This is a genomic window from Leucobacter chromiireducens (assembly GCF_003917135.1).
GTDB lineage: Bacteria > Actinomycetota > Actinomycetes > Actinomycetales > Microbacteriaceae > Leucobacter > Leucobacter chromiireducens_A.
In genome coordinates, this window is the sequence record NZ_RPDI01000010.1 from 23,551 (window position 1) to 47,662 (window position 24,112).

Annotated in this window: 23 protein-coding genes; 6 read left to right on the top strand and 17 right to left on the bottom strand. The window is 67.6% G+C overall.

All coding sequences use genetic code 11. The annotated features are described in order from the left end of the window. Window positions 1-189 precede the first annotated feature (189 nt). Both EGM46_RS06610 and EGM46_RS06615 read left to right on the top strand, forming a co-directional pair. On the top strand, window positions 190-660 hold the full coding sequence (locus EGM46_RS06610) for a DUF6153 family protein (RefSeq protein WP_125099369.1): 471 nt from the start codon (window positions 190-192) through the stop codon (window positions 658-660). A gap of 88 nt (window positions 661-748) precedes the next feature. Further along, window positions 749-1,348, top strand: coding sequence for a DUF305 domain-containing protein (locus EGM46_RS06615; protein WP_125099370.1), 600 nt, complete (start codon window positions 749-751; stop codon window positions 1,346-1,348). A gap of 84 nt (window positions 1,349-1,432) precedes the next feature. Here EGM46_RS06615 and EGM46_RS06620 read toward each other — a convergent pair whose 3' ends face one another. From EGM46_RS06620 to EGM46_RS06705, 17 genes are all read right to left on the bottom strand, one after another. Continuing rightward, window positions 1,433-2,347, bottom strand: coding sequence for a nucleotidyl transferase AbiEii/AbiGii toxin family protein (locus tag EGM46_RS06620; protein ID WP_125099371.1), 915 nt, complete (start codon window positions 2,345-2,347; stop codon window positions 1,433-1,435). Beyond that, complete coding sequence (locus EGM46_RS06625) at window positions 2,344-3,321, bottom strand: type IV toxin-antitoxin system AbiEi family antitoxin domain-containing protein (protein WP_164512828.1); 978 nt, start codon at window positions 3,319-3,321, stop codon at window positions 2,344-2,346. The genes EGM46_RS06620 and EGM46_RS06625 overlap by 4 nt, the downstream gene beginning before the upstream one ends. A gap of 1,465 nt (window positions 3,322-4,786) precedes the next feature. Further along, window positions 4,787-5,755 (bottom strand): class 1b ribonucleoside-diphosphate reductase subunit beta, encoded by a 969-nt coding sequence (gene nrdF, locus EGM46_RS06635; protein ID WP_125099373.1) that lies wholly within the window; start codon window positions 5,753-5,755, stop codon window positions 4,787-4,789. 49 nt (window positions 5,756-5,804) lie between these two features. After that, window positions 5,805-7,946 (bottom strand): class 1b ribonucleoside-diphosphate reductase subunit alpha, encoded by a 2,142-nt coding sequence (gene nrdE / locus EGM46_RS06640; protein ID WP_125099435.1) that lies wholly within the window; start codon window positions 7,944-7,946, stop codon window positions 5,805-5,807. Beyond that, window positions 7,946-8,347: a class Ib ribonucleoside-diphosphate reductase assembly flavoprotein NrdI gene (nrdI, locus tag EGM46_RS06645; protein WP_125099436.1), complete on the bottom strand. Its 402-nt coding sequence runs from the start codon at window positions 8,345-8,347 to the stop codon at window positions 7,946-7,948. The genes nrdE and nrdI overlap by 1 nt, the downstream gene beginning before the upstream one ends. Window positions 8,348-8,446: 99 nt before the next feature. Beyond that, window positions 8,447-8,683, bottom strand: coding sequence for a glutaredoxin-like protein NrdH (gene nrdH, locus EGM46_RS06650; RefSeq protein WP_125099374.1), 237 nt, complete (start codon window positions 8,681-8,683; stop codon window positions 8,447-8,449). A gap of 332 nt (window positions 8,684-9,015) precedes the next feature. Continuing rightward, the gene (locus EGM46_RS06655; protein WP_125099375.1) at window positions 9,016-9,366 is read right to left on the bottom strand and encodes a hypothetical protein; all 351 of its coding nucleotides are present in this window, start codon (window positions 9,364-9,366) and stop codon (window positions 9,016-9,018) included. Between the two features lie 38 nt (window positions 9,367-9,404). Continuing rightward, the gene (locus EGM46_RS06660; protein WP_206427521.1) at window positions 9,405-9,863 is read right to left on the bottom strand and encodes a 23S rRNA (pseudouridine(1915)-N(3))-methyltransferase RlmH; all 459 of its coding nucleotides are present in this window, start codon (window positions 9,861-9,863) and stop codon (window positions 9,405-9,407) included. Window positions 9,864-9,887: 24 nt separating this feature from the next. Further along, a complete protein-coding gene (locus EGM46_RS06665) occupies window positions 9,888-11,114 on the bottom strand; it encodes a pyridoxal phosphate-dependent aminotransferase (protein WP_125099376.1) in 1,227 nt (408 codons plus the stop codon). Between the two features lie 62 nt (window positions 11,115-11,176). Further along, complete coding sequence (locus EGM46_RS06670) at window positions 11,177-13,051, bottom strand: ABC transporter ATP-binding protein (RefSeq protein WP_431194069.1); 1,875 nt, start codon at window positions 13,049-13,051, stop codon at window positions 11,177-11,179. A 73-nt stretch (window positions 13,052-13,124) separates the two neighbouring features. Next, the gene (locus tag EGM46_RS06675) at window positions 13,125-14,354 is read right to left on the bottom strand and encodes a chloride channel protein (RefSeq protein WP_125099377.1); all 1,230 of its coding nucleotides are present in this window, start codon (window positions 14,352-14,354) and stop codon (window positions 13,125-13,127) included. Then, window positions 14,351-14,914: an ion channel gene (locus EGM46_RS14850; protein WP_206427522.1), complete on the bottom strand. Its 564-nt coding sequence runs from the start codon at window positions 14,912-14,914 to the stop codon at window positions 14,351-14,353. The genes EGM46_RS06675 and EGM46_RS14850 overlap by 4 nt, the downstream gene beginning before the upstream one ends. 143 nt (window positions 14,915-15,057) lie before the next feature. Beyond that, window positions 15,058-16,023, bottom strand: a complete 966-nt coding sequence (locus EGM46_RS06685) for a sugar kinase (RefSeq protein WP_125099378.1) — start codon at window positions 16,021-16,023, stop codon at window positions 15,058-15,060. Further along, window positions 16,020-16,706, bottom strand: coding sequence for a bifunctional 4-hydroxy-2-oxoglutarate aldolase/2-dehydro-3-deoxy-phosphogluconate aldolase (locus EGM46_RS06690; protein WP_125099379.1), 687 nt, complete (start codon window positions 16,704-16,706; stop codon window positions 16,020-16,022). Before EGM46_RS06690 ends, EGM46_RS06685 begins: the two co-directional genes overlap by 4 nt. Next, window positions 16,703-17,446, bottom strand: a complete 744-nt coding sequence (locus EGM46_RS06695; RefSeq protein ID WP_125099380.1) for an SDR family oxidoreductase — start codon at window positions 17,444-17,446, stop codon at window positions 16,703-16,705. The genes EGM46_RS06690 and EGM46_RS06695 overlap by 4 nt, the downstream gene beginning before the upstream one ends. After that, entirely contained in the window at window positions 17,439-18,443 is a 1,005-nt protein-coding gene (locus EGM46_RS06700) for a C-terminal binding protein (protein WP_241156221.1), read from the bottom strand. Before EGM46_RS06700 ends, EGM46_RS06695 begins: the two co-directional genes overlap by 8 nt. A gap of 132 nt (window positions 18,444-18,575) precedes the next feature. Then, complete coding sequence (locus tag EGM46_RS06705) at window positions 18,576-19,397, bottom strand: IclR family transcriptional regulator (RefSeq protein WP_125099382.1); 822 nt, start codon at window positions 19,395-19,397, stop codon at window positions 18,576-18,578. Window positions 19,398-19,591: 194 nt separating this feature from the next. On the opposite strand from EGM46_RS06705, the gene EGM46_RS06710 reads away from it, so the two are divergent. From EGM46_RS06710 to EGM46_RS06725, 4 genes are all read left to right on the top strand, one after another. After that, a complete protein-coding gene (locus EGM46_RS06710) occupies window positions 19,592-19,957 on the top strand; it encodes a cupin domain-containing protein (RefSeq protein WP_125099383.1) in 366 nt (121 codons plus the stop codon). Between the two features lie 28 nt (window positions 19,958-19,985). Further along, complete coding sequence (locus EGM46_RS06715; protein ID WP_125099384.1) at window positions 19,986-21,725, top strand: ABC transporter permease; 1,740 nt, start codon at window positions 19,986-19,988, stop codon at window positions 21,723-21,725. Between the two features lie 8 nt (window positions 21,726-21,733). Further along, window positions 21,734-22,855: an ABC transporter ATP-binding protein gene (locus EGM46_RS06720; protein ID WP_164512829.1), complete on the top strand. Its 1,122-nt coding sequence runs from the start codon at window positions 21,734-21,736 to the stop codon at window positions 22,853-22,855. A 115-nt stretch (window positions 22,856-22,970) separates the two neighbouring features. Further along, a complete protein-coding gene (locus EGM46_RS06725) occupies window positions 22,971-24,083 on the top strand; it encodes an extracellular solute-binding protein (RefSeq protein ID WP_125099386.1) in 1,113 nt (370 codons plus the stop codon). Window positions 24,084-24,112: the final 29 nt, after the last annotated feature.

Sequence of the window (24,112 nt, forward strand, 5' to 3'; positions counted from 1 at the left end):
TGGATAACTCGTACATTTGTGCCGAACATTCTGCACAGCCTTGTGGATAACTCGAAATGAGCTTCGAAATTACACGGCTGTCATTCGACGCCGATCGGCGTCCGAGCTTCTCGGGGTTCGCGCGGAATGAGCTGCGATGATGGCACCGACCGCACGCAGACCGTGATCCGCAATCCGAAGGGGGCTCCTGTGCATCAGCTCGCAGTCTCGCTTCGCCTGCGCTCGCTGCCATTCGTCGTCCTGGCACTCGGCCTCATCATCGGCGGCCTCGTCGCGATGCACGTGCTCACTCCCAGCAGCGCGCACGCTGGACACGCCGTGGCAGTCCCCTCGCCGACCGCGGAACCGCACGTGACGAGCATGGCGGGGCACGACAGGATCGGCACCGAGACGGGTGTGGCCGGCGCAGCGGACTGCGACGCCGCGTGCGGGAACGCGAGCGGGGGCGGGATCGAGGAGCCCCTCCACCCGCTCACGATGTGGATGATGGGCTGTGTCATCGCCCTCTTCACCGCCGTACTGCTCCTCCTCCCGCTCCTGCGCCGCACAGTCGGCGGAACGCGGGCGAGGATCAGCTGGCGCACGGCCGCGATCCCGATCCCGCCGTGCGCGCACCCGCCGCCCCCGTCGCTCATCGTTCTCTCGATCAGTCGGACGTGATTCCGAGCTGACGCGCCCGTGACCGGTCGCGTCATTCGGCGCGCCAGTTTTGGCGCGATCCCACTCCCACTGATGAAAGGACTTTCCCATGCGATCCACCACACGTCTGCTAACTTCCGCCGCGATGCTCTCCGCGCTGCTGCTCACCGGCTGCTCCGCCACCGGCGGCTCCGACAGCATGGCAGGAATGGACCACAACTCCGGGTCAAGCGACTCCTCGGCCGAAGCGGCGACGCACAATGCGGCCGACGAGATGTTCGTGACCATGATGATCCCCCACCACGAACAGGCCATCGAGATGGCCGACGCGCTGCTCGCGAAAGACGGGATCGACCGCCGTGTCGTCGAGCTCGCCGAGCAGATCGCGGCGGCCCAGGGCCCAGAGATCGAAACAATGCGCGGCTGGCTCGAGGACTGGGGCGTCGAGCCACGCAGCGAGTCCGGCGGCATGGATCACGGCGGCATGATGTCCGAGGACAGCATGGCTGAGCTGGCCGAGGCGAGCGGGGCCGAGGCCGCGCGGCTCTTCCTCTCGGGCATGATCGTGCACCACCGAGGCGCGATCGACATGGCGGAGCCGGTGCTCGAGGACGGCGAGAACCCCGACGTGCTGGCCCTGGCCCAGCAGGTGATCGACGGCCAGAGCGCCGAGATTGCGACAATGGAGCGACTGCTCAAGGAGATCTAGGCGCCGCGCACGCGCCCGGCCCCCGTTCGCGCGCTCGCGGCGGGGGCCGGGCGCCGGTGCCGCTTGTCAGCACACACTGGCCCGCTACTCCCAGGCCAAACTTGTCGCTGACCATGTCTTGTCACGTGCGCTCCCAGCGAGGGCCGGGTCGATCAGCCGTGAGGCGAGACCTGCCGCCAGTTCCACCGTGCGGTAGTCGGCGCAGTGCGGAATCGGCCTGGCAAGCTTGGCGTAACCGCTGCCCCACGCACTCGGTACAACGAACTGAGGAATCGGATTCATGCCGCGTCGCTGCCGTTCAGTATCAATAGCGAAACCCAAGGCCTCACCGTCAATGTGTTGGGTGCAAGCGAAGACCACAATGTCGACAAGGTCCTTCTCCCTGCTCGACGGGCGCCCGTCGTAGTCGGACATCGTGGCACACACTTTGTCCGCAATCTGATCTACAACCGGATACAAGCGGTATCGATGGCTCGTCATCCTCGGCAGCGCCAAGGCGGTAGCCGGAAGCGAGGCGTGCACTGTTTCCGTCACACCCGCGCCGACAGCCAGGTCGACCTTCACGGTTCCCCGCTTCACGACCCCGATATACACGGTGAAGACGACGCGATACCCTTGGGTGTAGGGCTGAGTGTCCGCTTCGACCGAAGACTCATGGCCGGCGTATTCAAACCTAAAGTGGTCACCAAGATCGACTGAAGCCAGCCACCTCAACTCTTCGAGCGCCGCGTCGAGGGGGAAACCCTGCCGATACAGATCGATGTCGAGCGTCGAGCGAGTAGAGGGAATCCTCGCGAGCATTCCCGCACCGCCCTTGAGTACCCACTCCGAGGCATCACCCGCGGAGAAGACTCGGCTCAGAAACCGATTGAAGTACTCCAACTGAATACGCTGACTCACGTCCAGGGAACTATCCGTCCGCGCAGCCTTCTGAGCGGCATCCTTGATGGCAGATTCCACTCCGCGCGCGGTCGGATACGGCTCATGCAGCCCGGTCATTCGTCGTGCTCCTGCCGATCCGTGAGGGCGCCAGGCGAACCGAAACGAGCGCGAGGCGACGCTGACGTGTTGACCCACATCTGTGAGAAATTCTCGATGAGCGAGGAAGTGAGATGCGGAGCAACGGTGGCGATAAGATCCCGCGAGGGACTCTCCGCGAGAAATCTCCACGTCTTCTCATCCATGAGCAGCTGCGGCGTGATCGTCCGCGTGAACGCGCTCATGTCTGGCAGCGGAACTGACGCAGCAATAGCCTTGAGATAGTTTTCCAGGATCTTTGAGCCCAGCGCCGAATTCGCCGGGATTCTGCTGGCCATGGAGTCGACGTCAAGACTCGCGATCTCCATGAGCCGGTTCAGCGCCGCGCTGCCGTCGTATCTCCGGAAGCCGTTGCGCTCGGCCAGCGGTGCAATGAGTTCCGTGAGGCGGTCCAGATCCAGTCTTCGGTTCCCTGCTGCGGCCTTCAGCCCGTCGGCAACCAAGCTCATGTCTCCCACATCATCCAGCAGGTCTGCGACGGTTCGCTCAAGCGTCATCGCGGGAAGCCCCTCAACGATCGTGACGTCCCCCGCGTCGAGCACGCGCTGCCGATATCGGATCGCCACACGTTGTGTCTGTCGACGCTTGGGCACGACGAACTCGTGGAGGTTCGCCCACAGGTCACCGATGCCGTGGAGCATCGCCGCTGACGTGCTCGCGACGACGACACCATCAGCCCCATCACGGATCCGTTCCTCAGCCAGGCGCTTCGGCTCAGTACTGAGCCATGCGACGCGGAGGTCCTCAAACTGGTCACTTGGCGCACCGGCATCGCGGTATACCCCGTGCGCCAGACGCTCCAGATGCCCGGCGTCCGCAAGACGAGCAAGTGTCAGACGGTCTACGCCACGCACACCCGCTTGAGCCGCAGTCACCATGCCCCACTGGGACGCGGTGATCTCCGCGATCACGAGCAGGGCATCTTCCGACTTCATGCTTGAATTGTAGCTCTTAGGATGAAACAAACCAAGCATCAATGGGGGAAGTGCTCTTTTGCTCCCCGCGCCGGGTCGTCGTCAGGCGGCATGATCAGTTCGCAGTTCGGGTGAGCAAGGCTGGGCGGCGGCACCTGGCGCACAGTGGAAGCACGAGCGAAAGCGCGCGCTCGCGGCGGGGGCAGGGCGCCGGGCGCCGGTGCCGCTTGTCAGCGAGCAGCGCCGGTGCGACAATTGGAGTGCAGACCTCCCCGCAGCAGTGCGGATATGGGGGTCTTGCTGTTCCCGGGCCCAGGCTTCGCGTGGCACTCGAAACGGGTCCCGCATCGCAAGGAATTCCTCGTACCAGCCCCACGCACATCCACCGCTAATCAAACAGTCCTGGCCTCAGCGGGGTGAAGCAGCGGCGCTTCGCGTTGAGCATCTTGCGCTCAAGAAGAACTGAATGCGTATTGAGGACAAGATTCTACTCGCGCGTTGCGAAAACAAGTTCGGCACACCCAAAACCGGCGAGAAACGCACAGTGCCGATGCCAGATTTCATCCGCTTCACACTCCGCAAACTCGCGAAAGGTCGCCCCCTAGGTACGTGTTCGGCACCGATGAGACGCCGATCCCCGCCCTCACGCGGAAAACTCCTGGTTTGCGTCGGCGGTGAAGGAAATGATGCGAGTGGATTCCGATTTCCCATGTGTCACTCCTCACGATCTGCGCCATACCGCGGGGTCACTGACGGTGAGCGCGGGCGCAAACGTTGGAGCAGTACAACAACGCGTCATCCGCGATGACGCTTGACGTGTACGCCAACCTATTCGATGAAGGCCTCGACGCGGTGGGGGTGAACCCACTTACCCCCCCCCCCCGTGCCGCATTGAAAGACTCGGCATAGCGTTTGAAAAAGGCGTGTGGACGGCATACACTCAAATTACGTTCCGCCGGCATCGTCCGGAAAACAGGAAACCCCCACTCGAAAGTGGGGGTTTCCGCCGTGAAAATCTATCTAGATCATCCCGAGGCTACGCAGCGGCAACTACGTCTTCTCGAATCAGTTCACGGTAGGCGCATTCTCCCTTGCGGTCGATGCACGGTGGGAACGTTGCACCCAGTTGATGGAATGTTGTCACTCCATACTGATCTGCCCAGTATCCCGAGTAAGGCACCCGCTGGCCAGTCTTGTACTGGCCGTCGGGCCCCAGTCCGAGGTGGCGTTTCATCAGCCGACCTCCTTTTCTCCCTGCCGTGAGGTACTTCCTCACGTGGCGGGTCTTTTGAACGGCGAAGGGGTCCCTCGCGCATGCGGGGACCCCGGCCGTCAAACTTGACACCCTCTTCACCTCGTCGGCCGCTGCCGTTGAGGAGAATGGGGAAAATGTGGGCAAAGGTGCCCTGATGGCAATTTTGGTCCCGCTGTGCCACTGGGCCACCTCCGCTCATCATTTCGGGAAACATGAGTTTGATCAGGGGAGCTAGAAGTCCCAGTCCTCGTCCTCGGTGGCCTCGGCCTTGCCGATCACGTAGGAGGAGCCCGAGCCCGAGAAGAAGTCGTGGTTTTCGTCAGCGTTCGGCGAGAGCGACGACAGGATCGCCGGGTTGACGTCCGTCATCTCCTTGGGGAACATCGGCTCGTAGCCGAGGTTCATGAGCGCCTTGTTGGCGTTGTAGTGGAGGAACTTCTTGACGTCCTCGGTGAGGCCAACGGGATCGTAGAGATCCTGCGTGTACTTGACCTCGTTCTCGTACAGCTCGTACATGAGCGAGAACGTGTAGTCCTTGAGTTCCTGGCGACGCTCCTCGGTCTCGTTCTCGAGGCCCTTCTGGAACTTGTAGCCGATGTAGTAGCCGTGCACGGCCTCGTCACGAATGATGAGACGGATGAGGTCCGCCGTGTTCGTGAGCTTGGCGTGCGCCGACCAGTACATGGGCAGGTAGAAGCCCGAGTAGAACAGGAACGACTCGAGCAGCGTCGACGCGATCTTCCGCTTCAGCGGATCATCGCCCTCGTAGTAGTCGACGATGATCTGCGCCTTCTTCTGCAGGTTCACGTTCTCCGTTGACCAGCGGAAGGCGTCGTCGATCTCCTGCGTGGAGCACAGCGTCGAGAAGATCGACGAGTAGCTCTTCGCGTGCACCGACTCCATGAACGCGATGTTCGTGTAGACGGCCTCCTCGTGCGGGGTGATCGCGTCAGGGATGAGCGACACGGCGCCAACGGTGCCCTGGATCGTGTCGAGCAGGGTGAGGCCCGTGAACACGCGCATGGTGAGCAGCTTCTCGTCGTCCGTGAGGGTCGCCCACGACTGCACGTCGTTCGACAGCGGCACCTTCTCGGGCAGCCAGAAGTTGTTCACGAGGCGGTTCCAGACCTCGAGGTCCTTGTCGTCCTCGATCCGGTTCCAGTTGATTGCCTGGACGGCGTGCCCCAACTTGAAGTTCATCGCGTTCCTCGCGCCTTTCTCAGCCAGCAGTGATCGTGTCGGTGCCAAATTACAGCATGCAGGAGACGCACTCGGTCATGTCGGTGCCCTCGAGCGCGAGCTGGCGCAGACGGATGTAGTAGATCGTCTTGATGCCCTTGCGCCATGCGTAGATCTGCGCCTTGTTGATGTCACGCGTCGTCGCAGTGTCCTTGAAGAACAGCGTGAGCGAGAGTCCCTGGTCAACGTGCTGCGTCGCCGCGGCGTAGGTGTCGATGATCTTCTCGGGGCCGATCTCGTACGCGTCGGTGTAGTACTCGAGGTTCTCGTTCGTCATGAACGGTGCCGGGTAGTACACGCGGCCGAGCTTGCCTTCCTTGCGGATCTCCACCTTCGACGCGATCGGGTGGATCGAGGACGTCGAGTTGTTGATGTAGGAGATCGAGCCGGTGGGCGGCACGGCCTGCAGGTTCTGGTTGTAGATGCCGTGCTCCATGACGGAGGCCTTCAGCGCGGTCCAGTCCGCCTGGTTCGGGATCGAGATGCCGGCGTTTGCGAACAGCTCGCGCACGCGCTCGGTCTCGGGCTCCCATGCGGCGTCCGTGTACTTGTCGAAGAACTCGCCCGACGCGTACTTCGAGTCAGCGAAGCCGCCGAACACCTCGCCGCGCTCGATCGCGATCTTGTTCGACGCGGTGAGTGCGTGGAACAGCACGGTGTAGAAGTAGATGTTCGTGAAGTCGATGCCCTCTTCGGAGCCGTAGTGCACGTGCTCGCGCGCCAGGTAGCCGTGCAGGTTCATCTGGCCGAGGCCGATGGCGTGCGACTGCGCGTTGCCGTCCTCGATGGAGCGCACCGAGGTGATCGAGCTCATGTCGCTCACCGCGGTGAGCGAGCGGATCGCGAGGTCGACGGTGCCGGCGAGGTCGCCGCCGTCCATCGCCATGGCGATGTTCATCGAGCCGAGGTTGCAGGAGATGTCCTTGCCGATCTCGTTGTAGCTCAGGTCCTCGTTGTACGTGGTCGGGGTATTGACCTGGAGGATCTCGGAGCAGAGGTTCGACATGTTGATGCGGCCCTTGATCGGGTTCGCCGCGTTCACGGTGTCTTCGAACACGATGTAGGGGTAGCCGGACTCGAACTGCAGCTCTGCGACCGTCTGGAAGAACTGACGCGCGCTGATCTTGGTCTTCTTGATGCGGGCGTCCGCAACCATCTCGGCGTACTTCTCGGTGACCGAGATGTCGCCGAAGGGCACGCCGTACACGCGCTCGACGTCGTAGGGCGAGAAGAGGTACATGTCCTCGTTCTTCTTCGCGAGCTCGAACGTGATGTCGGGCACCACGACACCGAGCGAGAGGGTCTTGATGCGGATCTTCTCGTCCGCGTTCTCGCGCTTCGTGTCGAGGAACTTCATGATGTCGGGGTGGTGTGCGTTCAGGTACACCGCGCCAGCGCCCTGCCGCGCGCCGAGCTGGTTCGCGTAGCTGAAGCTGTCTTCGAGCAGCTTCATGACAGGGATGATGCCGGAGGACTGGTTCTCGATCTTCTTGATCGGGGCGCCGGCCTCGCGGATGTTCGAGAGGGAGAGCGCCACGCCGCCGCCGCGCTTGGACAGCTGCAGCGACGAGTTGATGCCGCGCGAGATGGACTCCATGTTGTCCTCGACGCGGAGCAGGAAGCAGGAGACGAGCTCGCCGCGCTGCGCCTTCCCGAGGTTCAGGAAGGTGGGGGTGGCCGGCTGGAAACGGCCCGAGATCATCTCCCGCATGAAACCGCGTGCGAGCTCCTGATCACCGCGTGCGAGGCCGAGGGCGACCATGACGACGCGGTCCTCGAAGCGCTCAAGGTAGCGCTTGCCGTCGAACGTCTTGAGCGCGTACGAGGTGAAGAACTTGAACGCACCGAGGAACGCGGGGAAGCGGAACTTCATCGCGTACGCCTCGTCGGTGAGCTGCTCGACGAACTTCGTGTCGTACTGGTCGAGGAGCTCCTTCTCGTAGTACTCGTTGTCGATGAGGTAGCGCAGGCGCTCCTCGAAGTTGTGGAAGAACACCGTGTTCTGGTTGACGTGCTGCAGGAAGTACTGACGCGCGGCTTCGCGATCCTTGTCGAACTGGATCTTGCCGTCAGCGTCGTACAGGTTGAGCATCGCGTTCAGCGAGTGGTAATCCATGTCGCTGATCTTCGACGACGCGAGACCTGGCTCCATCACTGTTGCTTCCAAAACTGTTCCAATCCTTCGTGGACAACGTTCACATCGTCCGGGGTGCCAAAGAGTTCGAATCGATAGAGGACTGGAACGTCGCACTTCCGCGCCACGATGTCCCCAGCGAGGCCGTACGCCTCACCGAAATTGGTGTTGCCCGCGGCGATCACGCCCCGAATCAACTTCCGATTGCCCTCATCGTTGAGGAACCGGATGACCTGCTTGGGAACGGCCCGCGTTGCGGGCCCTCCGCCGTAGGTGGGCAGCAGGAGCACGAACGGCTCCGTGACGACGAGCGGCTCATCCTTCGCATACAGCGGGATGCGGTGCGCTGGCCGTCCAAGTTTCTCGACGAACCGGTGTGTGTACCCGGAAACGCTTGAGAAGTAGACCAAATCCGCCATGGTCATCACCTCTATCCGAAGCGGATTGTGCTGCTGAAACGCCCCCGGCGGTCGAAGCGTGAAGCTTCGTCCGCCGTGGGCGTCGCACGGGGCCCGACGTTAGTCGGCGAGGCGGCTCGCGAGCTCCGAAATCTTGTCGGGGCGGAAGCCGGACCAGTGCTCCTCGTCGGTCACCACGACGGGCGCCTGCAGGTACCCGAGCTCCTTCACCGCCTCGAGTGCCGCTTCGTCCTGCGAGAGGTCGAGCACGTTGTACTCGATCCCCTTGCTGTCGAGCGCCCGGTACGTCGCGGTGCACTGCACGCACGACGGCTTCGTGTATACCGTAATGGCCATTTCACGCCCTTCTTTACCAACCTCGAGCCTCACCCCGAGGCACTACATCTAGTGAACCACACCTCGCCCGACCACAACATGCTGTAGTTACACCGATGTAGTTATTCACGGCCTTTCCACCGAAATTTCGTCGCGCTTGGGGAGAACTTTCGGCACAGTTCCGCCCCTCTCGAGGGGTTATCCACAGCCTGGGGGTGTGGAAAGATTTTTCATTCACGCCCCCTCCCCGGCGTGTCGCATCTGGTGCCGCAGCGACCCCTCGGCGAGCACGGGCGAGGCACGCGCCTGCCCCCAATCACGGGCCAGCTTCCGGCCGCCAGCGCGGCGATTGATCACAGTGCGATTGGCCACAGGAGCTCCGTCCCGTCCGCCTGGAACCAGCGCAGCACGAGCATGCCGTCCGGGGCGCCGGAGACCGCCTCAGCGTGCGCCCCGCGGAGCGCGACGCGCAGCCGCTCCCCAGGGTGCACGGTCCGCGGAAGCGAGAGCCCGAGCATCCCTCTCCCGGCGAGCGCAAACCGCACCGACAGGAGCGGCGTCTCGCCTATGTGCGCCACCTCGATGACCCCGGACGCCGAGCGCGCTGTCACCAGCCACGGCACCGGCACGGCCGCAGGGGCCGCACCAACGCCGACCCGGCCCGCGGGGGGCCGGAGGCGTGTCGAGAGCCGGAAGGGGTTCATGCGGCGAGGGTACCGCGCACCTCCGACACCGCGGTGGCCTACACGTGGTGGTAGGCGCGCCCCGCCGTGATCTCCTGTGCGCGGTAGAGCTGCTCGGCGAGGATCAGCCGCACAAGCTGGTGCGGGAACACGAGCGCTGACAGGCTCCACACGAAGCCGGCGCGCTGCCGCACCGCGTCGGACACCCCGTACGCGCCACCGATCACGACCACGATCTGGCGCCCGCCGTCGAGCTCCGCGCGCAGCCTCCGCGCGAGCTCCGGGGAGTCGACGTTCCGGCCGCGCTCGTCCAGGAGCACAACGAAGGCGTCGCGATCCAGCTTTGCGAGGATGCGCTCCGACTCCTCGGCGCGCGCAGCGTCGCCGTCGCGCGCGGAGTGCGGCAGGAGCTGCCACGCGACGTCGAACGGCTTGCGCAGGCGCTGCTCGTAGCGCGCGATGCCGTCGGCCACCCAGGCCTCGTGCTTCTTGCCGACGGCGAGGATCTTGATGCTCATCGGGGAATCTCCCCCGTCGGCGCACTAGTCACGCCGCACCCCGGCGAGGTACTCGCCGATCCGGCCGATCGCCTCGGTGAGCACGGGAACGCTCGGCAGTGTCACGAAGCGGAGGTGGTCTGGCGTCGGCAGGTTGAAGCCGCGCCCGTTCGTGACGAGCACCTGCGTTGCGCGCAGCAGCTCGATGACGAACCGCTGATCGTCGTCGATCGGGTACCGTTCGGGATCGAGCCGCGGGAACAGGTACATCGCGCCGCCCGGCCGCACGCAGCTGACCCCGGGGATCTCGGTGAGGAGGCGGTGCGCAGCGTCACGCTGCTCGCGCAGCCGCCCACCTGGCGCGCACAGTTCGGCGATCCCCGAGCCGTTGCCCGCGGGATCGAGGGCGACGGGGATCGCGTGCTGCGCTGGCGCGTTCGCGCACATCCGCATGTTGGCGAGGAGCGTGAGTCCCTCGAGGAAGTCGCGCGCGCGCTCGCGGTTGCCGCTCGTCACGAGCCAGCCGGCGCGATACCCCGCGACGCGCTGCACCTTTGACAGCCCGCTGAAGGTGAGGCAGAGCGTGTCGTTCACGTGCCGGGCTGCGTGCTCGTGCACCGCGTCCTCGAACAGGATGCGGTCGTAGATCTCGTCGGCCATGAGCACGAGTCCGTGCCGCTCGGCGAGCGCAGCGAAGCCGCGCACCAGCTCGGCCGAGTACACCGCGCCCGTCGGATTGTTCGGGTTGATCAGCACGATCCCCGTGGTGGCTGGGGTGATCAGCGCCTCGATGGCGGCGAGGTCGGGCAGCCAGCCGGTGCGCTCGTCGCACGGGTAGTGCACCGCGCGCCCGCCGGCGAGCGTCACCTGCGCGGTCCAGAGCGGATAGTCGGGCGCAGGCACGAGGATCTCATCGCCCGTGTCGACGAGGGCCTGCAGCACGAGCGAGATGAGCTCGCTCACTCCGTTGCCGAGGAAGACGTCGTCCGGGCCGATCCCCGGGATCCCCGCCGCGGTGTACGCCGCGGCGACGGCCTCCCGCGCCGGCAGGATCCCGCGCGAGTCCGTGTAGCCCTGCGCGATCGGCAGCGCACGCTGCACCGCCTCGACGATCTCGGGCGGTGCCTCGAATCCGAACGGGGCCGGGTTGCCGATGTTGAGCTTCAGCACCGTGCGCCCCTCACGCTCGAGCCGCTCGGCCTCCTGCAGGATCGGACCGCGCACGTCGTAGCGCACACCGGCGAGTTTGCGTGACTGGGTGATCTGGCGCACGGGAAGATCCTACTCCCGCGTGTTCCCTCGGCACGCACGCTGGCAGGCGCGCCGCGGGCGCGCTACTGCTGCTGTGAGTAGAGCTCCGCGTACGCACCCTCCTGGGCGAGCAGTTCCTCGTGCGTGCCGGCCTCGAGGATCCGGCCGGCGCCGACGACGTAGATGCGGTCGGCGTCGACCACGGTGGAGAGCCGGTGCGCGATCGCGATCGTGGTGCGGCCGCTGCGCGCGTCCTCGAGCGCGCGCTGCACCACGCGCTCGTTCACGGTGTCGAGGGCGCTGGTCGCCTCGTCGAGCACCAGCACACGCGGGTTCTTCAGCAGCACGCGCGCGATCGCGATGCGCTGCTTCTCACCGCCGGAGAGGCGGTAGCCGCGCTCACCAACGATCGTGTCGTAGCCGTCGGCGAAGCCGGCGATGGTCTCGTGGATGTTCGCGAGGCCGGCTGCGTGCTCCAGCTCCTCCTGCGTCGCATCGGGTTTCGCGTATCGGAGGTTCGCCGCGATCGACGCGTGGAAGAGGTAGGGCTCCTGGGTGACCACGCCGATGCGGTCCATGAGCGCCTCCTGCGCGAGCGACTTCACGTCGTCACCGCCGTAGCTCACCGTGCCGGATGACGCGTCGTAGAGGCGCGGGATCAGGTTGCCGATCGTGGTCTTGCCGGAGCCCGACGCGCCGACGAACGCGACGAACTCGCCGGGCGCCACCTCGAAGGAGATGCGGTCGAGCGTTGGGCGATCGTCGGGGCCGGCGTCCGGGTAGCGGAACGTCACCTCGGAGAACTCGATGCGCCCGGCTCGGCCGGGTGCGTCGGAGGGCGCAGCGGCGTTCGGTGCGTCGACGATGGCTGGGGCGAGGTCGAGGTACTCGAAGATGCGGGCGAACAGCGCGCTCGAGGTCTGCAGGTCGAGCGCGATGCGCATGAGCGCCATCATCGGGAAGAGGAGGCGCGACTGCACCGTGGTGAACGCGACGATCGTGCCCGCGGTGATGCCCGGGTCGAAGTCCGAGCCCTGCGCCTCCGCCATGAGCCAGCCGGAGACGAGGTACACGATGGCGGGCACCGCGGACAGGAACACCTGCACGAGCGCGAAGAACACCTGCCCGCTCATGGTCTGCTGCACCTGCAGCGCGATCTGGTTGCGGTTCTCGTCCGCGTACCGCTCCGTCTCGGCGCCCTGCCGCGAGTAGGTCTTCGCGAGCAGCACGCCGGACACCGAGAGCGCCTCCTGCGTGATCGCGGTCATCTCGGACAGCGACTCCTGCGTGCGGCCGGCGATCCGGGCGCGCACCTGGCCGACGCGGCGCTGCGCGAAGACGAGCACGGGCATGAGCAGCAGCGCCACGATCGTGAGCTGCCAGCTGAGCAGGATCATGGCCACCGCGGCGGCGACGACCGTCACGGTGTTGCCGATGATGTTCGACACCGTGTTCGTGAGCACGTTCGCGACGCCGCCGACGTCGTTCTGCAGCCGGGACTGGATCACGCCGGTCTTCGTGCGCGTGAAGAAGCCGAGCTCCATGCGCTGCAGGTGCGTGAACAGCGCGACGCGGAGATCGCCCATCACGCGGTTGCCCACCCGCGCGGTGAAGTACGTCTGGATGATCCCGAGCCCCGAGGAGATCACGAACACCACGATCATGGCGACCACCAACCAGGTCAGGATCGGGAGGTTCGGCCCGGATCCGTCGACCGGGAACAGCCCATCATCAAACACGCGCTGCGTGATGAGCGGCGGCAGGATCGCGAGCGCCGCCGACACGATCACGAGCGCGATGATCACGGCGAGCGGCCAGCGGTATGGCCGGAACAGCGCGGCGATGCGCTTCCCGAGGTTCGCGACTTTCGGGGCCTGGCTGTTCAGCTCGCGCTGCCGCTCCATGTCGCCGCCGGACACCCGCGAGCCCCGGCCTCCGCCGCCCATGCCACCACCCATGCTCATGTTCGGAGCATAGCGGCGATGGGGCGCGCGGCACAGCGTTCGCGTGGCCAATCACCGCGCGCTGCCGCTACGCCCGGGCGTCGGCTGGCTCCCCGCCCGGTGCGGGGAAGCACACCCGGTTGACGAGCAGCCCCGCTCCGACGCCGGCGAGCAGCGGCAGCGCGACGGCACCGTCGACCACGAGCACGAGCAGCAGGAACGCGGCGAGCGGCCGGCGCCAGCCCACGGTCACGGTCGCGGCCATCGCGATCATGACGGCGGCCGCGGGATCGAGCTCGGGCCACAGTGCCGCGCTCGCCGCCCCGACCGCAGCGCCGATGAAGATCAGCGGGAAGATCTCGCCGCCGCGCCAGCCCGCGGCGAGGCACAGCACGAGGGCGACGAGCTTCGCCGCGGCGAGGAGCGCGAGCGGGAGCCACGCCCCATCTGCGGCGAGCGCGTTCACGGTTCCGAGGTCGTGGTGGCCGGAGAACCGAACGAGTGGCACCGCGGCCGCGAGCCCCGCGAACAGCACGGTGCCCACGGCGGTGGCCACCCAGGGTCGCGGAGCGGCGGCGGCCACCCGCCGAGCTGCGGGGAGCAGCAGCCGGAACGCCGCGCCGAGCAGCAGCCCGGCGCACGCGGGCACCACGAGCAGCCACGTCACCCCCTGGCTGGCCTCGGGGAGCGGCACCGCGGTCACCCCCTCGCCGCCGAAGACCGTGCGTGCCACGAACAGGAACACGAAGAACCCGGATCCCGCGGCGACGAGCGACGCGAAGCGGCTCGGGGTGAGGCGATCCCCGTCGAGCGCCGCGGCGGCCGGCGGCGACGCGTAGAGGCCGCCCAGCGCCCCGGCGGCACCGGCCTCCGCGATCGCGCGGGCCGCAGCCTCGTCGCGCGCGATCAGGCGTGACACGATCGCCGAGCACTGCGCGATGACCGCGAGCAGCCCGGCTTCCGGCCCGATCGCCCCGCCGAATGCGACGGCGACGATCGCGCTGAGCGCGGTCACGGTGATCGTGCGGCGTGATCGCAGCCAGGGTCGTTCGGCGTCTCGGAGCAGCTCGTCCATGGACTCCGTCGGCGCGATGCGCGCGAGCGCGATCAGCAGGGCCCCGCCGCACAGGATCGTGAGGAAGATCCGGAGCGGGCCGGCCGCCTCCGCGCCCCACACGAGGCGCTGGAGCGCCAGCATGCCCTGGAAGGTGAGCAGCGCGATAAGCCCGGCGAAACCGCCCATCAGGATCGCGGTCGCGAGCGGTTTCGCGTTGGCCAGGAGGCGCGCGGTGCGCGCGGGCCGCCCGGCGGGGGTCACGCGGTGTCCGATCGCGCGGGATCCGCGGCCCCGCCGCGCGGACGCCCCAACCTGCGCTGCGCGATCCGCGAGAGCTCCGCACCGAACAGGCCGAGGAATACAAGGTCGAAGACGAGGATGAGCGAGACGAGGGCGCGCGCGAACTGACCGACCGCGTGAATGTCGCCGTAGCCGGTCGTCGTCATCGTCGTGAGCGTGAAGTAGAGCGCGTCGATGCGGGTCTCGATGCCGGTGAACTGGCCGGGCATCTCCCGCGCAACCGTGAAGATCCCGAGCGCGCAGGCGACGGCGACAACGAGCAGGAGCGCGAGCAGCCGGAAGAGGTTGGAGCCGCGCATGAACATGCGCACGAGCACCGCGGCGAGCAGCAGCGAGGAGCCGATCGTGAGCGTGATCAGCCACCACGCGGTGCCGTCCTGCGCGGAGAGCGGCACGGTCGCGAAGAAGATGAGGAGCGCAACGGCGATGCCCACCGTCGTGAGCGTGTCCCTGCCGACGGCGCCGCGCGTCGGCGCTCCGGTCGGTGCCGGCTCAGTGGTGTGGGTGTCCGCCTCGCTCACAGCGCAAGCTTCTCACGTCGGGGCGTTGTGCGCGCGGAGGTCCGCCGCACGTTTCCCTGCTCCGCGGGGCAAAGCTGGCGCGGAGCCGAGCTGCCGTGGCGCGCGGGGTGCCACCAGGACTCCGCCCTGGCGGCACACTCACCTCACCGCTGCACGGGATCCGCGGCGTGCAGCAGCGCGAAGTCGCGCCGCCGCGGCAGCCCCTCCCAGTCGCCCTCGGTCAGACACGCGAACGCCCCGGCGGTCACCGCGGTGGCGAGCCGCTCGCTCAGCGGCGCCCCCGCCAGCCAATCGGCGAGGTAGCCGGCGACGAACGCGTCGCCCGCCCCGACCGTGTCGACCGCTGCGATCGGCACGGCGGCGACGCTGAGCGCGTGCTCCCCGTCGTTCGCGTGGCAGCCGCGTGCGCCCAGCTTGATGATGGCCTCCGCCGGCCCGAGCGCGCGGAGCCCGCGCGCGAGTTCCTCAGGGGGCGCGTCGCCGAGCACGATCGCGGCCTCGTCGTCGCCGGCGAACACGATGTCCACGCGGCCGAGCAGCCGGGTGAGGTGGCGTGCGGCCTCCTCGCGCGGCCACAGCGCCGAGCGGTAATTGAGGTCGAGCGCGACCGTCACCCCGGCCTCCCTCGCACGGTCGATCACCGCGTCGACGGTCTGCGCCGCGGAGTCGGAGAGCGCCGGGGTGATCCCGGTCAGGTGCACGAGCGCCGCGCGTTCGACGAGTCCGGCAGGCACGTCCGAAGGCGCGAGGCGAGACCCTGCACCGTGGCGGCGGTAGTAAACGACGCGCGAGGTGCCGCTCGTCGGCCGCTCCTTCAGCATGAGGCCCGTTGGGGCGTCGGGGTCCGTGGTGACCCTCGGCGTCACGCCCTCCGCCCGCAGCTCGCGCGCAATGAGCTCCCCGACGCCGTCGTCGCCGAGTCGCCCGCACCAGACCACCGGCGCGCCCAGTCGGGCCAGCCCGATGGCGACATTCGACTCGGCGCCGCCGAAGCCGAATCCCAGCGTGCGCTGGGTGGCCAGCCGGCCGGGATCGCGCTGCCGCAGGAGCCCCATGGACTCGCCGACGGTGAGCACGTAGCGGCCGGGCTCGGCGCCACCGCCGGTCACTTCGTCACCCCGGACACCGCACCGCCGTCGCGCGCGACGCCGAAGCCAGCGTCCGCGATCCGGCTCGTGAGCTCACGCGCTCGGGCGGTCAGCGCGGCGAGGCTGCCGCCGGCGAAAGCGTCCCTGACGAGTGGCCCGCCGACGCTCACCGCGCACGCCCCGGCTGCGAGCCAGGCAAGCGCATCGTCCGCGGTGACGCCACCCGAGGGGATCACCTCGATGCCGGGGAACGGGCCGCGCAGATCGGCGAGGTAGCCAGGGCCGACTCGCGAAGCGGGGAAGACCTTCACCGCCGCGACGCCGCGCTGCCACGCGCTGTGCAGTTCCGTTGGGGTGAGCCCGCCGGGGAACACCGGCACACCGTGCGCGAGCGCCGCGCCGATCACCGCGTGGTCGGTGGTGGGGGTGACGAGGTACGCCGCGCCCTCGGCGATCGCACGCTCCGCCTGCTCGGGCGTGGTGACGGTACCAACGCCGATGACGGTTTCTGCCGGGCAGCGCGCGGCGAGCGCCGCGAGGTGATCGAGCGTGCCGGGCGTGCTGAGCGTCACCTCGACCTGGGTGACGCCGCCGGCGTGCAGTGCCTCGATCACCGGCGCGTAGTCGGCTGGCGTTGGCGCACGGAGCACCGCGATCACCGGCTCGCGCCGCAGCGCCAGGGGAATCTGCTGTCGCTCGCTCATCGTCCCAGCCACCCCCCGTCGACGGGCAGCACCGTGCCGTGGATGTAGTCGGCGTACGGGGTGCACAGGAACGCGACCGCGGTCGCGATGTCCTCTGGCGTGGCCCAGCGGCCGGCGGGGATGCGTTCGCTGAGTTGGCGGAAACGCTCGGCGTCCGCGAGCAGCGCAGCGTTCATGTCAGTCTCGACGTAGCCGGGCGCGACCGCGTTCACGTTCACGCCCCGAGCGGCCCACTCGTTGCTCAGCGCCTTGACGAGCTGCGCGACGGCACCCTTGGACGCGGCATACGCGGGGACGCGGAGCCCGCCCTGGAATGAGAGCAGCGAGGCGAGCGCCACGATCTTGCCGGATCCGCGCTCCACCATTCCCCGGCCAAAGCCTTGACACAGCTGGAACACGGCCGTGGTGTTGACCGCGAGCACCTGCTCGAAGTCGGCCAGCGGGAACTCCGTCGCATCGTGGCGCACCTGCATGCCGGCGTTCGTCACGAGAATGTCCGCGGGCCCTGCGGCCTCGATCGCCGCGGCGATGGACCCCGCATCGCCGAAGTCGACCGGCACGTGCGCGAGCTCCGTGTCGTGGCGCGCTGCGAGCTCCGCGAGCTCACGCGGCGGGGCGCTGCGCTGCAGCGTCGTCACGCGGGCGCCGCTGTCGATGAGTGTGGCGGCGATCGCTGCGCCGATCCCGCGCGATGCGCCGGTCACGACGGCAGACTGGCCAGCCAGGCTCTGATCAAACATGCTGCCCGGCCCCCTTCGGCGCGTCGAGCGCTGCAGCGTTCACGGTGTTCGCGGGGATTCTGCCGGCGCAGGCCTCCAGGATGTTCTCCATGGCGCGCCGCTTGAGCTCCGCAAACGATTCCTCGCTGTACCAGGCAGCGTGCGGGCTCACCGAGACCTGATCGAACTCGAGCAGTCGGCTCGTCGCGGGGAGCGGCTCCTCCTCGAACACGTCGAGGCCGGCCCCGGCGACGATCCCGGCCTCGAGCGCGCGAACGAGCGCCTCGGTGTCGAGCACCCCGCCGCGACAGGTGTTCACGAGCTTGACGCCGCGGCGCATGCTGGCGAAGGCCGCGTCGTCAATGAGGTGGTGCGTCGCAGGGATGAGCGGGAGGTGCAGGGACAGGAGATCGGCGCGCGCGAGCAGTTCGTCTGACGACACCACCGCGGTGCCGTCCGGGCTCTGCGTCCCGGGGGTCCACCGCGGGTCGGTGCCGATCACCTGGAACCCGAGCGCGCGCGCCTTGCGCGCCGTCGCCTCGCCGATGAGCCCGAGCCCGTACACCCCGAAGGTGCTCGCGGAGAAGCGATGCAGCGGGCGAACCGGATCGAGCGAGTGGACGCCGCGCCGCATGCCGCGGTCGAGCGCGCCGAGCCCTCGCAGGAGCCCGACGGCGTGCGCGATGGCGTGGTCGCTGACGTCCTCGGTGCCGTAGTCGGGGACGTTGCACACGGCGATCGCGCGCGCGGTGGCCGCGTCGACGTCGACGGTGTCGACGCCCACGCCGTACCTGCCCACCGCGACGAGGTCCGGCAGCGCGTCGAGCACGCGCGCGGTCACGGGCGCGTACTGCGTGAGGAGGGCTGCCGCCCCCTGGCCGGCCTCGATCACGTCGGCTTCCGTCGCGCACGATGCGACCACGAGTTCGACGCCGTACCTGTCGGCGACACCGCGCTCGATCTCGACGTTGCCGTGGTCGCAGTCAGTGATGACGACCCGACGATTTTGCTGCTGCACTGAAGCCTCCATCGTTACGAAATTTGAAACATCATTTCATAAATCTTCGCAATGACCAAACAGCAAATCATCCCGCAGTGCGGGATCGGCGCGGGGTCGGCGGGCGATCCGCGCGGGGTCGGCGGGGCCCAGCTAGCGCGCGGTGACCTCTGGCGCGCCCAGCACCTGCGAGACGCGGCGCGCGGCGCGCGTGACCATCTCCGCGAACTGCAGCCGCGTTTCCTCCGACTCGATGCGCACTGTTGGGCCCGCGAGACTCAGCCCGGCGCACACGTTGCCGGAGAAATCGAAGATCGGTGCGGCGTAGCCCCGAATGCCGTCGCGGTTCTCGCCATCGTCGATCGCGAAGCCGCGCTCACGCGTGTGCGCGAGGTCCAGGTGCAGCGACTCGAAGGTCGCGAGGGTGCGCGGCGTGCGCGGCACAAGGGTCTCCGGCAGGTGCCGCTGCCGCACGTCGCCCGGCAGCTGCGCGAGAATCGCCTTGCCGATCGCGGTCGCGTACGCGGGCACCGAGTCGCCGACCTTGCTGAAGATGCGGATCGGCTGCGGGCTGTCGACCAGCTCGATGTAGACGACATCCTCGCCCGAGAGCACGCCGAGGTGCGCGGTCTCGCCCGACTCGGCAACGAGGTCGCGGAGCACCGGGAGCGCGGCCTTGCGCGTGTCGAGGCGGCTCAGGTACTCCGCCCCGAGCTTGGCGGTGAGCATGCCAAGCGAGTAGACCCCGAGCTCCTCGTCGAAGTGCAGCAGGTTGCGCCGCGTCAGCGTGAGCAGCATGCGCTGCGTCGTCGCCTTGCTGAAGCCAAGAATCCCCGTGCACTCCGCGAGCGTCACACCGGGGCGCGGTGCCGAGGCGATGTACTCAAGGATGTCGACGGCCTTCTCCAGGCTCTGTGTTCCGGTCACCCGCTCAGAGGACACGAGCCCCCCGGTGGAAATTACGCGTTCAGCCATTCGATCTCTGCTCTCCCTGGTGGCGCGCCACCGCCTCGTCGCGGTCCGGCGTACACCCTCACATCTTACGAACCGGCAGGCGCCGGATCTTTTCTTGTTGACAACATTTCATCATTTATGGGACAGTGTTTCAAATTTGATTCGCAAACGATGACGTTGAATCTCCATGCAACGTCGCGAAAGGGCTTTCCCTCATGACCGAGCTCCGCTTCGATCCGACCGCGATCGCAGACCTCGCTTCCGCCCAGCTCGGCGAGAGCGCACCCCCCGCGCGAGTGATCTCGGGCGCCCCAACCGCCACCGAGCTCGTGCTCCGCGAGGCCGACGGCACGGAGATCGGCGTGTGGGAGATCACGCCGGGGAGCTTCCACTCCGCGAAGCACGGCATCTCCGAGTTCATGTACTTCCTCAGCGGCGCGGGAACCATCACGCGCGCAAGCGGCGAGGTGGTCACCATCGCGCCCGGCGCCTACGTCTCGCTCCCCGACGGCTCGGAAGTGATCTGGGACGTGCACGAGACCACGCGCAAGCTCTACATCATCACGACCACAACGGCGTAGCGCCGCCCCACATCACCAAGGATCAACGATGAGCCTGAGCACCACTGGGATCCCGACCGTTCGCCCACCCAAACGGCCGGTGGTTGACCCAGCCCGCCTCCCGAAGATCGCGCTGGCGCTCGGCGCCACCGGCTTCTTCATCATCTTCTTCGCCTGGCCGCTCCTCGATGTCGTGCTGCGGAGCGTCAGCGTGGACGGCGTCATGGACTGGGGCAACCCGCAGTTCACCCTCGAGCACTACGCAACGATCCTGCGCGATGAGTATCTGCACCTGGTCGAGTGGCGCACTGTGGTGCTCGCGGTGAACTCCACCCTCATCGCACTGCTGCTCGGCTTCCCCACCGCCTACTTCATCTCCCGGCTCCCCGGCCGCGCGGCTGGGATCGTGCTCCTGTTGATCCTCATCCCGTTCCAGGTCTCCATCGTGGTTCGCCTGTTCGCCGTGACCTCGATCCTCAGCCCCAACGGTCTGCTCAGTCAGGTCAGCCAGGCATTCGGCGGGGAGAAGTTCTCGCTGCTCTACACGCAGGGCGGCACGCTCGTCGGCACCGTGATGTACCTGCTGCCCTACATGATCCTGATCCTGTACTCGGGGATGACCAGCATCGATCACAACGTCATTCTCGCCGCGCGGACGCTTGGCGCATCGGGCGTGCAGATCTTCCTGAAGGTGTTCCTCCCCCTGGTGCGCACCTCGATCCTCAGCGGCGCGCTGCTCTGCTTCATCCTGGCACTCAGCTTCTTCATCGTCCCCGCGATTCTGGGTGGCCCGCAGGAACAGACGGTCGCCGTCTACATCCAGCAGCAGATCGACCTGTTCAAGTGGGGCGTCGCCTCGGCGCTCGGCGTGGTCCTGCTGCTCGCGACCCTCGTGCTCTACATCGCGGTGATTCGCATCGGGGGCGGCTTCCAGGCCCCCGGCATGGGCGCGCAGGCGAAGGGCGTGAGCGCCGAGCAGCGCTTCACCTGGGGCCCAGGCACCGTGGTGACCGGACTCATCACCCTCGTCGCGCTCGCGGTCCTCCTCGTCCCCGTGCTGATCGTCTTCCCGCTCTCGGTCGGCGAAACCCAGACCGTCGTCTTCCCCCCACGCGGGTTCACGCTCCAGTGGTACGGCGACGTCCTCACGACCACCACGTGGCTCAACCCGATCGCGCGCAGCCTGCTCATCGCGACGCTCACGGGACTCGCGTCCACCGCGCTCGCGCTCTACCTCGCACGCGTCGTCCAGACCGCGAAGTCCGAGCGCACCAAGCTCTTCATCTCGGGCCTCGCGTTCGCGCCGATCATCACCCCCGCGATTCTCCTCGCGATCGGGATCTACGCGGTCGAGCTGCGGCTGAAGCTCGCCGGCACCATCCCCGGGCTCGTCTTCGCGCACACCCTGGTGTCGTTCCCGCTCGCCTTCGCGATCCTCAACACCTCGCTCGCCTCCCGCGGGCTCGACCTCGAGACCGCGGCGTGGACGATGGGGGCCTCTCGCATCTCCGCGTTCTGGAAGGTGACGGTGCGCGGCATGATCCCCGCGATCCTGTCGGCGTTCGGCCTCGCCTTCGTCACCTCGTGGGACGAGGTCGTCCTCGCCCTCTTCCTGCAGACCGGCCCGGTAAAGACGCTCCCCGTCACCATCTACCAGTACCTGGAGAGCGGCATCGTGCCCACCGTCCCCGCGATCGCAGCCCTGCTCACGATCCTCGTGATCGCGGTCATCATCATTCAGCGCATCATCCAGTCGCGGCGTGGCACCGCGGTTGCAGACAAGAAATGAGTATCGCCATGACTTCCACCCTGGCTCCGCACTCGACCGGCACCAAGCGCGGCGAGGTCGTCGTCGAACAGGTGAGCTGCGACTTCGGGGGCACCCGCGTGCTCCAGGAGACCGATCTCGAAGTCCGCGCCGGCGAGTTCTTCACCCTCCTCGGCCCCTCGGGATCCGGAAAGACCACGCTGCTCCGCATCATCGCCGGCCTGATCGACTTCACCTCGGGTCGCGTCTCCATCGACGGCGACGACGTCACGGGGCTCCCCACCCAGCAGCGCGACCTCGGCTTCGTGTTCCAGAACTACGCGCTCTTCCCGCACCTCACCGTCGCGCAGAACATCGCCTTCGGCCTGAAGATCCGGAAGATCCGCGGCGCAGCTCTCGACAAGCGGGTCGCGGAGATGCTCGAGCTCACCGAGCTGGGGGCGCTCCGCGATCGGCTCCCGGCGCAGCTCTCCGGCGGCCAGCAGCAGCGCGTCGCGCTCGGCCGCGCGCTCGCGCAGCGGCCGCGCGTGCTGCTGCTCGACGAGCCGCTCGGCGCCCTCGACCGACGGCTGCGACAGGACCTCGGCGCGGAGATCCGGCGCATCCAGCAGGAGTCGGAGACCACGGCGATCTACGTCACCCACGATCAGGAGGAGGCGTACATCCTCTCGGACCGCATGGGCGTCATGGAGGCCGGCTACATCCGCCAGGTGGGCGCTCCGCGCGAGATCTACAGCACCCCGGGCAGCGCGTTCGTCGCGAACTTCCTGGGCGAGACCAACAGCTTCGCCGCCGAGGTACTGGGCTCCGACGCGCAGGCAGCAACGGTGCGGGTCGGCGAGTTCACGCTCTCCGCACCGGTGCCCGCCGCCGCGCAGCTCCGCGCGGGTGCGGCATGCACGCTGAGCGCGCGGCCCGAGCACATTCGCCTGAGCGACACCCCGGCCTCCGCACCAGCCGGCTTCGACCCCGTCGCGCGCGTCACCGTCACCGACGCGCGGTTCTTCGGGCAGACCATCCGCGTGCGCCTCGCCGACGACGCTGGCAGCTACCTCGTCGACCTCGACAGCAGCGAGGCGGTCCCCGCAATCGGCTCCGCCACGGTGATGAGCGTCCGCGCCGGCAGCGCGGTGCTCCTGCCCAGCAGCTAGCGCCGCCGGCCGCTTCGGCGCCTGGCGCTGCGGCGCCAGCGCACACAGCCCGCATCCCGCACCCGCACCCCGCAACACCCCAGCAACGCACCATGCATCCAAGGAAGGACCGCATATGAAATCCACACTGGCCAAGGCCACATCACTCGGCGCACTCACCCTCGCCGGCGCGCTCGCGCTCACCGCGTGCAGCGGCGCGGGCGACAGCGCAGGATCCGAGTCGGGCGGGGGCGACGCCGCCCTCTCCGGGGAGATCCTCTTCTACGATACGAGCGGCGGCAACGTCTGGGATGGGCTCAACGAGACCCTCTTCGCCGACTTCACCGAGGAGACCGGCGTCGCGGTCGTCGACGACTACAACGAGGCCTCCACCAAGTTCTTCGCCGCAGCGCAGAACGGCGCGGTGGACTGGAGCCTCGTGTTCCTCCCCTCCCTGAGCGACGCGCAGCAGGCCGCGGACGATGGCCTCCTCGCCGAGCTCGACACGAGCATTGTGCCGGTCGACCAGCTCGTCGAGGGCACGTACTCGAAGACGGGCATCGAGGTCGGCACCTTCGGCATGGTGCTCGCGTGGAACTCGGACACCTGGCCGGAGTCGGGCGAGCACCCCGAGAGCTGGGCTGATCTCTACGACACCGCCAAGTTCCCTGGCCAGCGCTGCCTCTTCAACAACCCGCAGTACGGGTGGACGCTCGAGTCGGCGCTCCTCGCCGACGGCGTCGCGGCCGAGGACCTCTACCCCCTCGACACGGAGCGCGCCTTCGCGATGCTCGACACCATCAAGGACAGCGTCACGTGGTGGTCGAGCGGCGCGCAGTCGATCGAGAACTTCGAGAACGGCTCGTGCGACCTCGGCATCCTGTGGGCGAACCGCGCCTTCGTCGCGACGCAGGAGAACGGCTTCCCCATGTCGGTGAGCTGGGATCAGGCCGGCTACGCGAACAGCGTGTGGGCGATCCCCGCTGACGCCCCGAACCCCGAGGCGGCCCAGCGCCTGCTGAAGAGCGTGATCGAGAACCGCGAGGGGCAGATCGCGTTCGGCTCGAAGGTGCCGACCCCGATCCCCGCGGCAACGCAGGGACTCGAGGTGAGCGAGTTCGCCGCCGAGGCGCAGCCGTTCCTCCCCGTTGGCGAGAACGTGAAGAACGCCATCACGCTCGACGCCGACTACTACAAGGCCAACAACGACGACCTCACCGATCAGTTCAATCGCTGGGTCGCCAAGTAACACACCGTGAGTCCTGGGGCGTGTGCCCA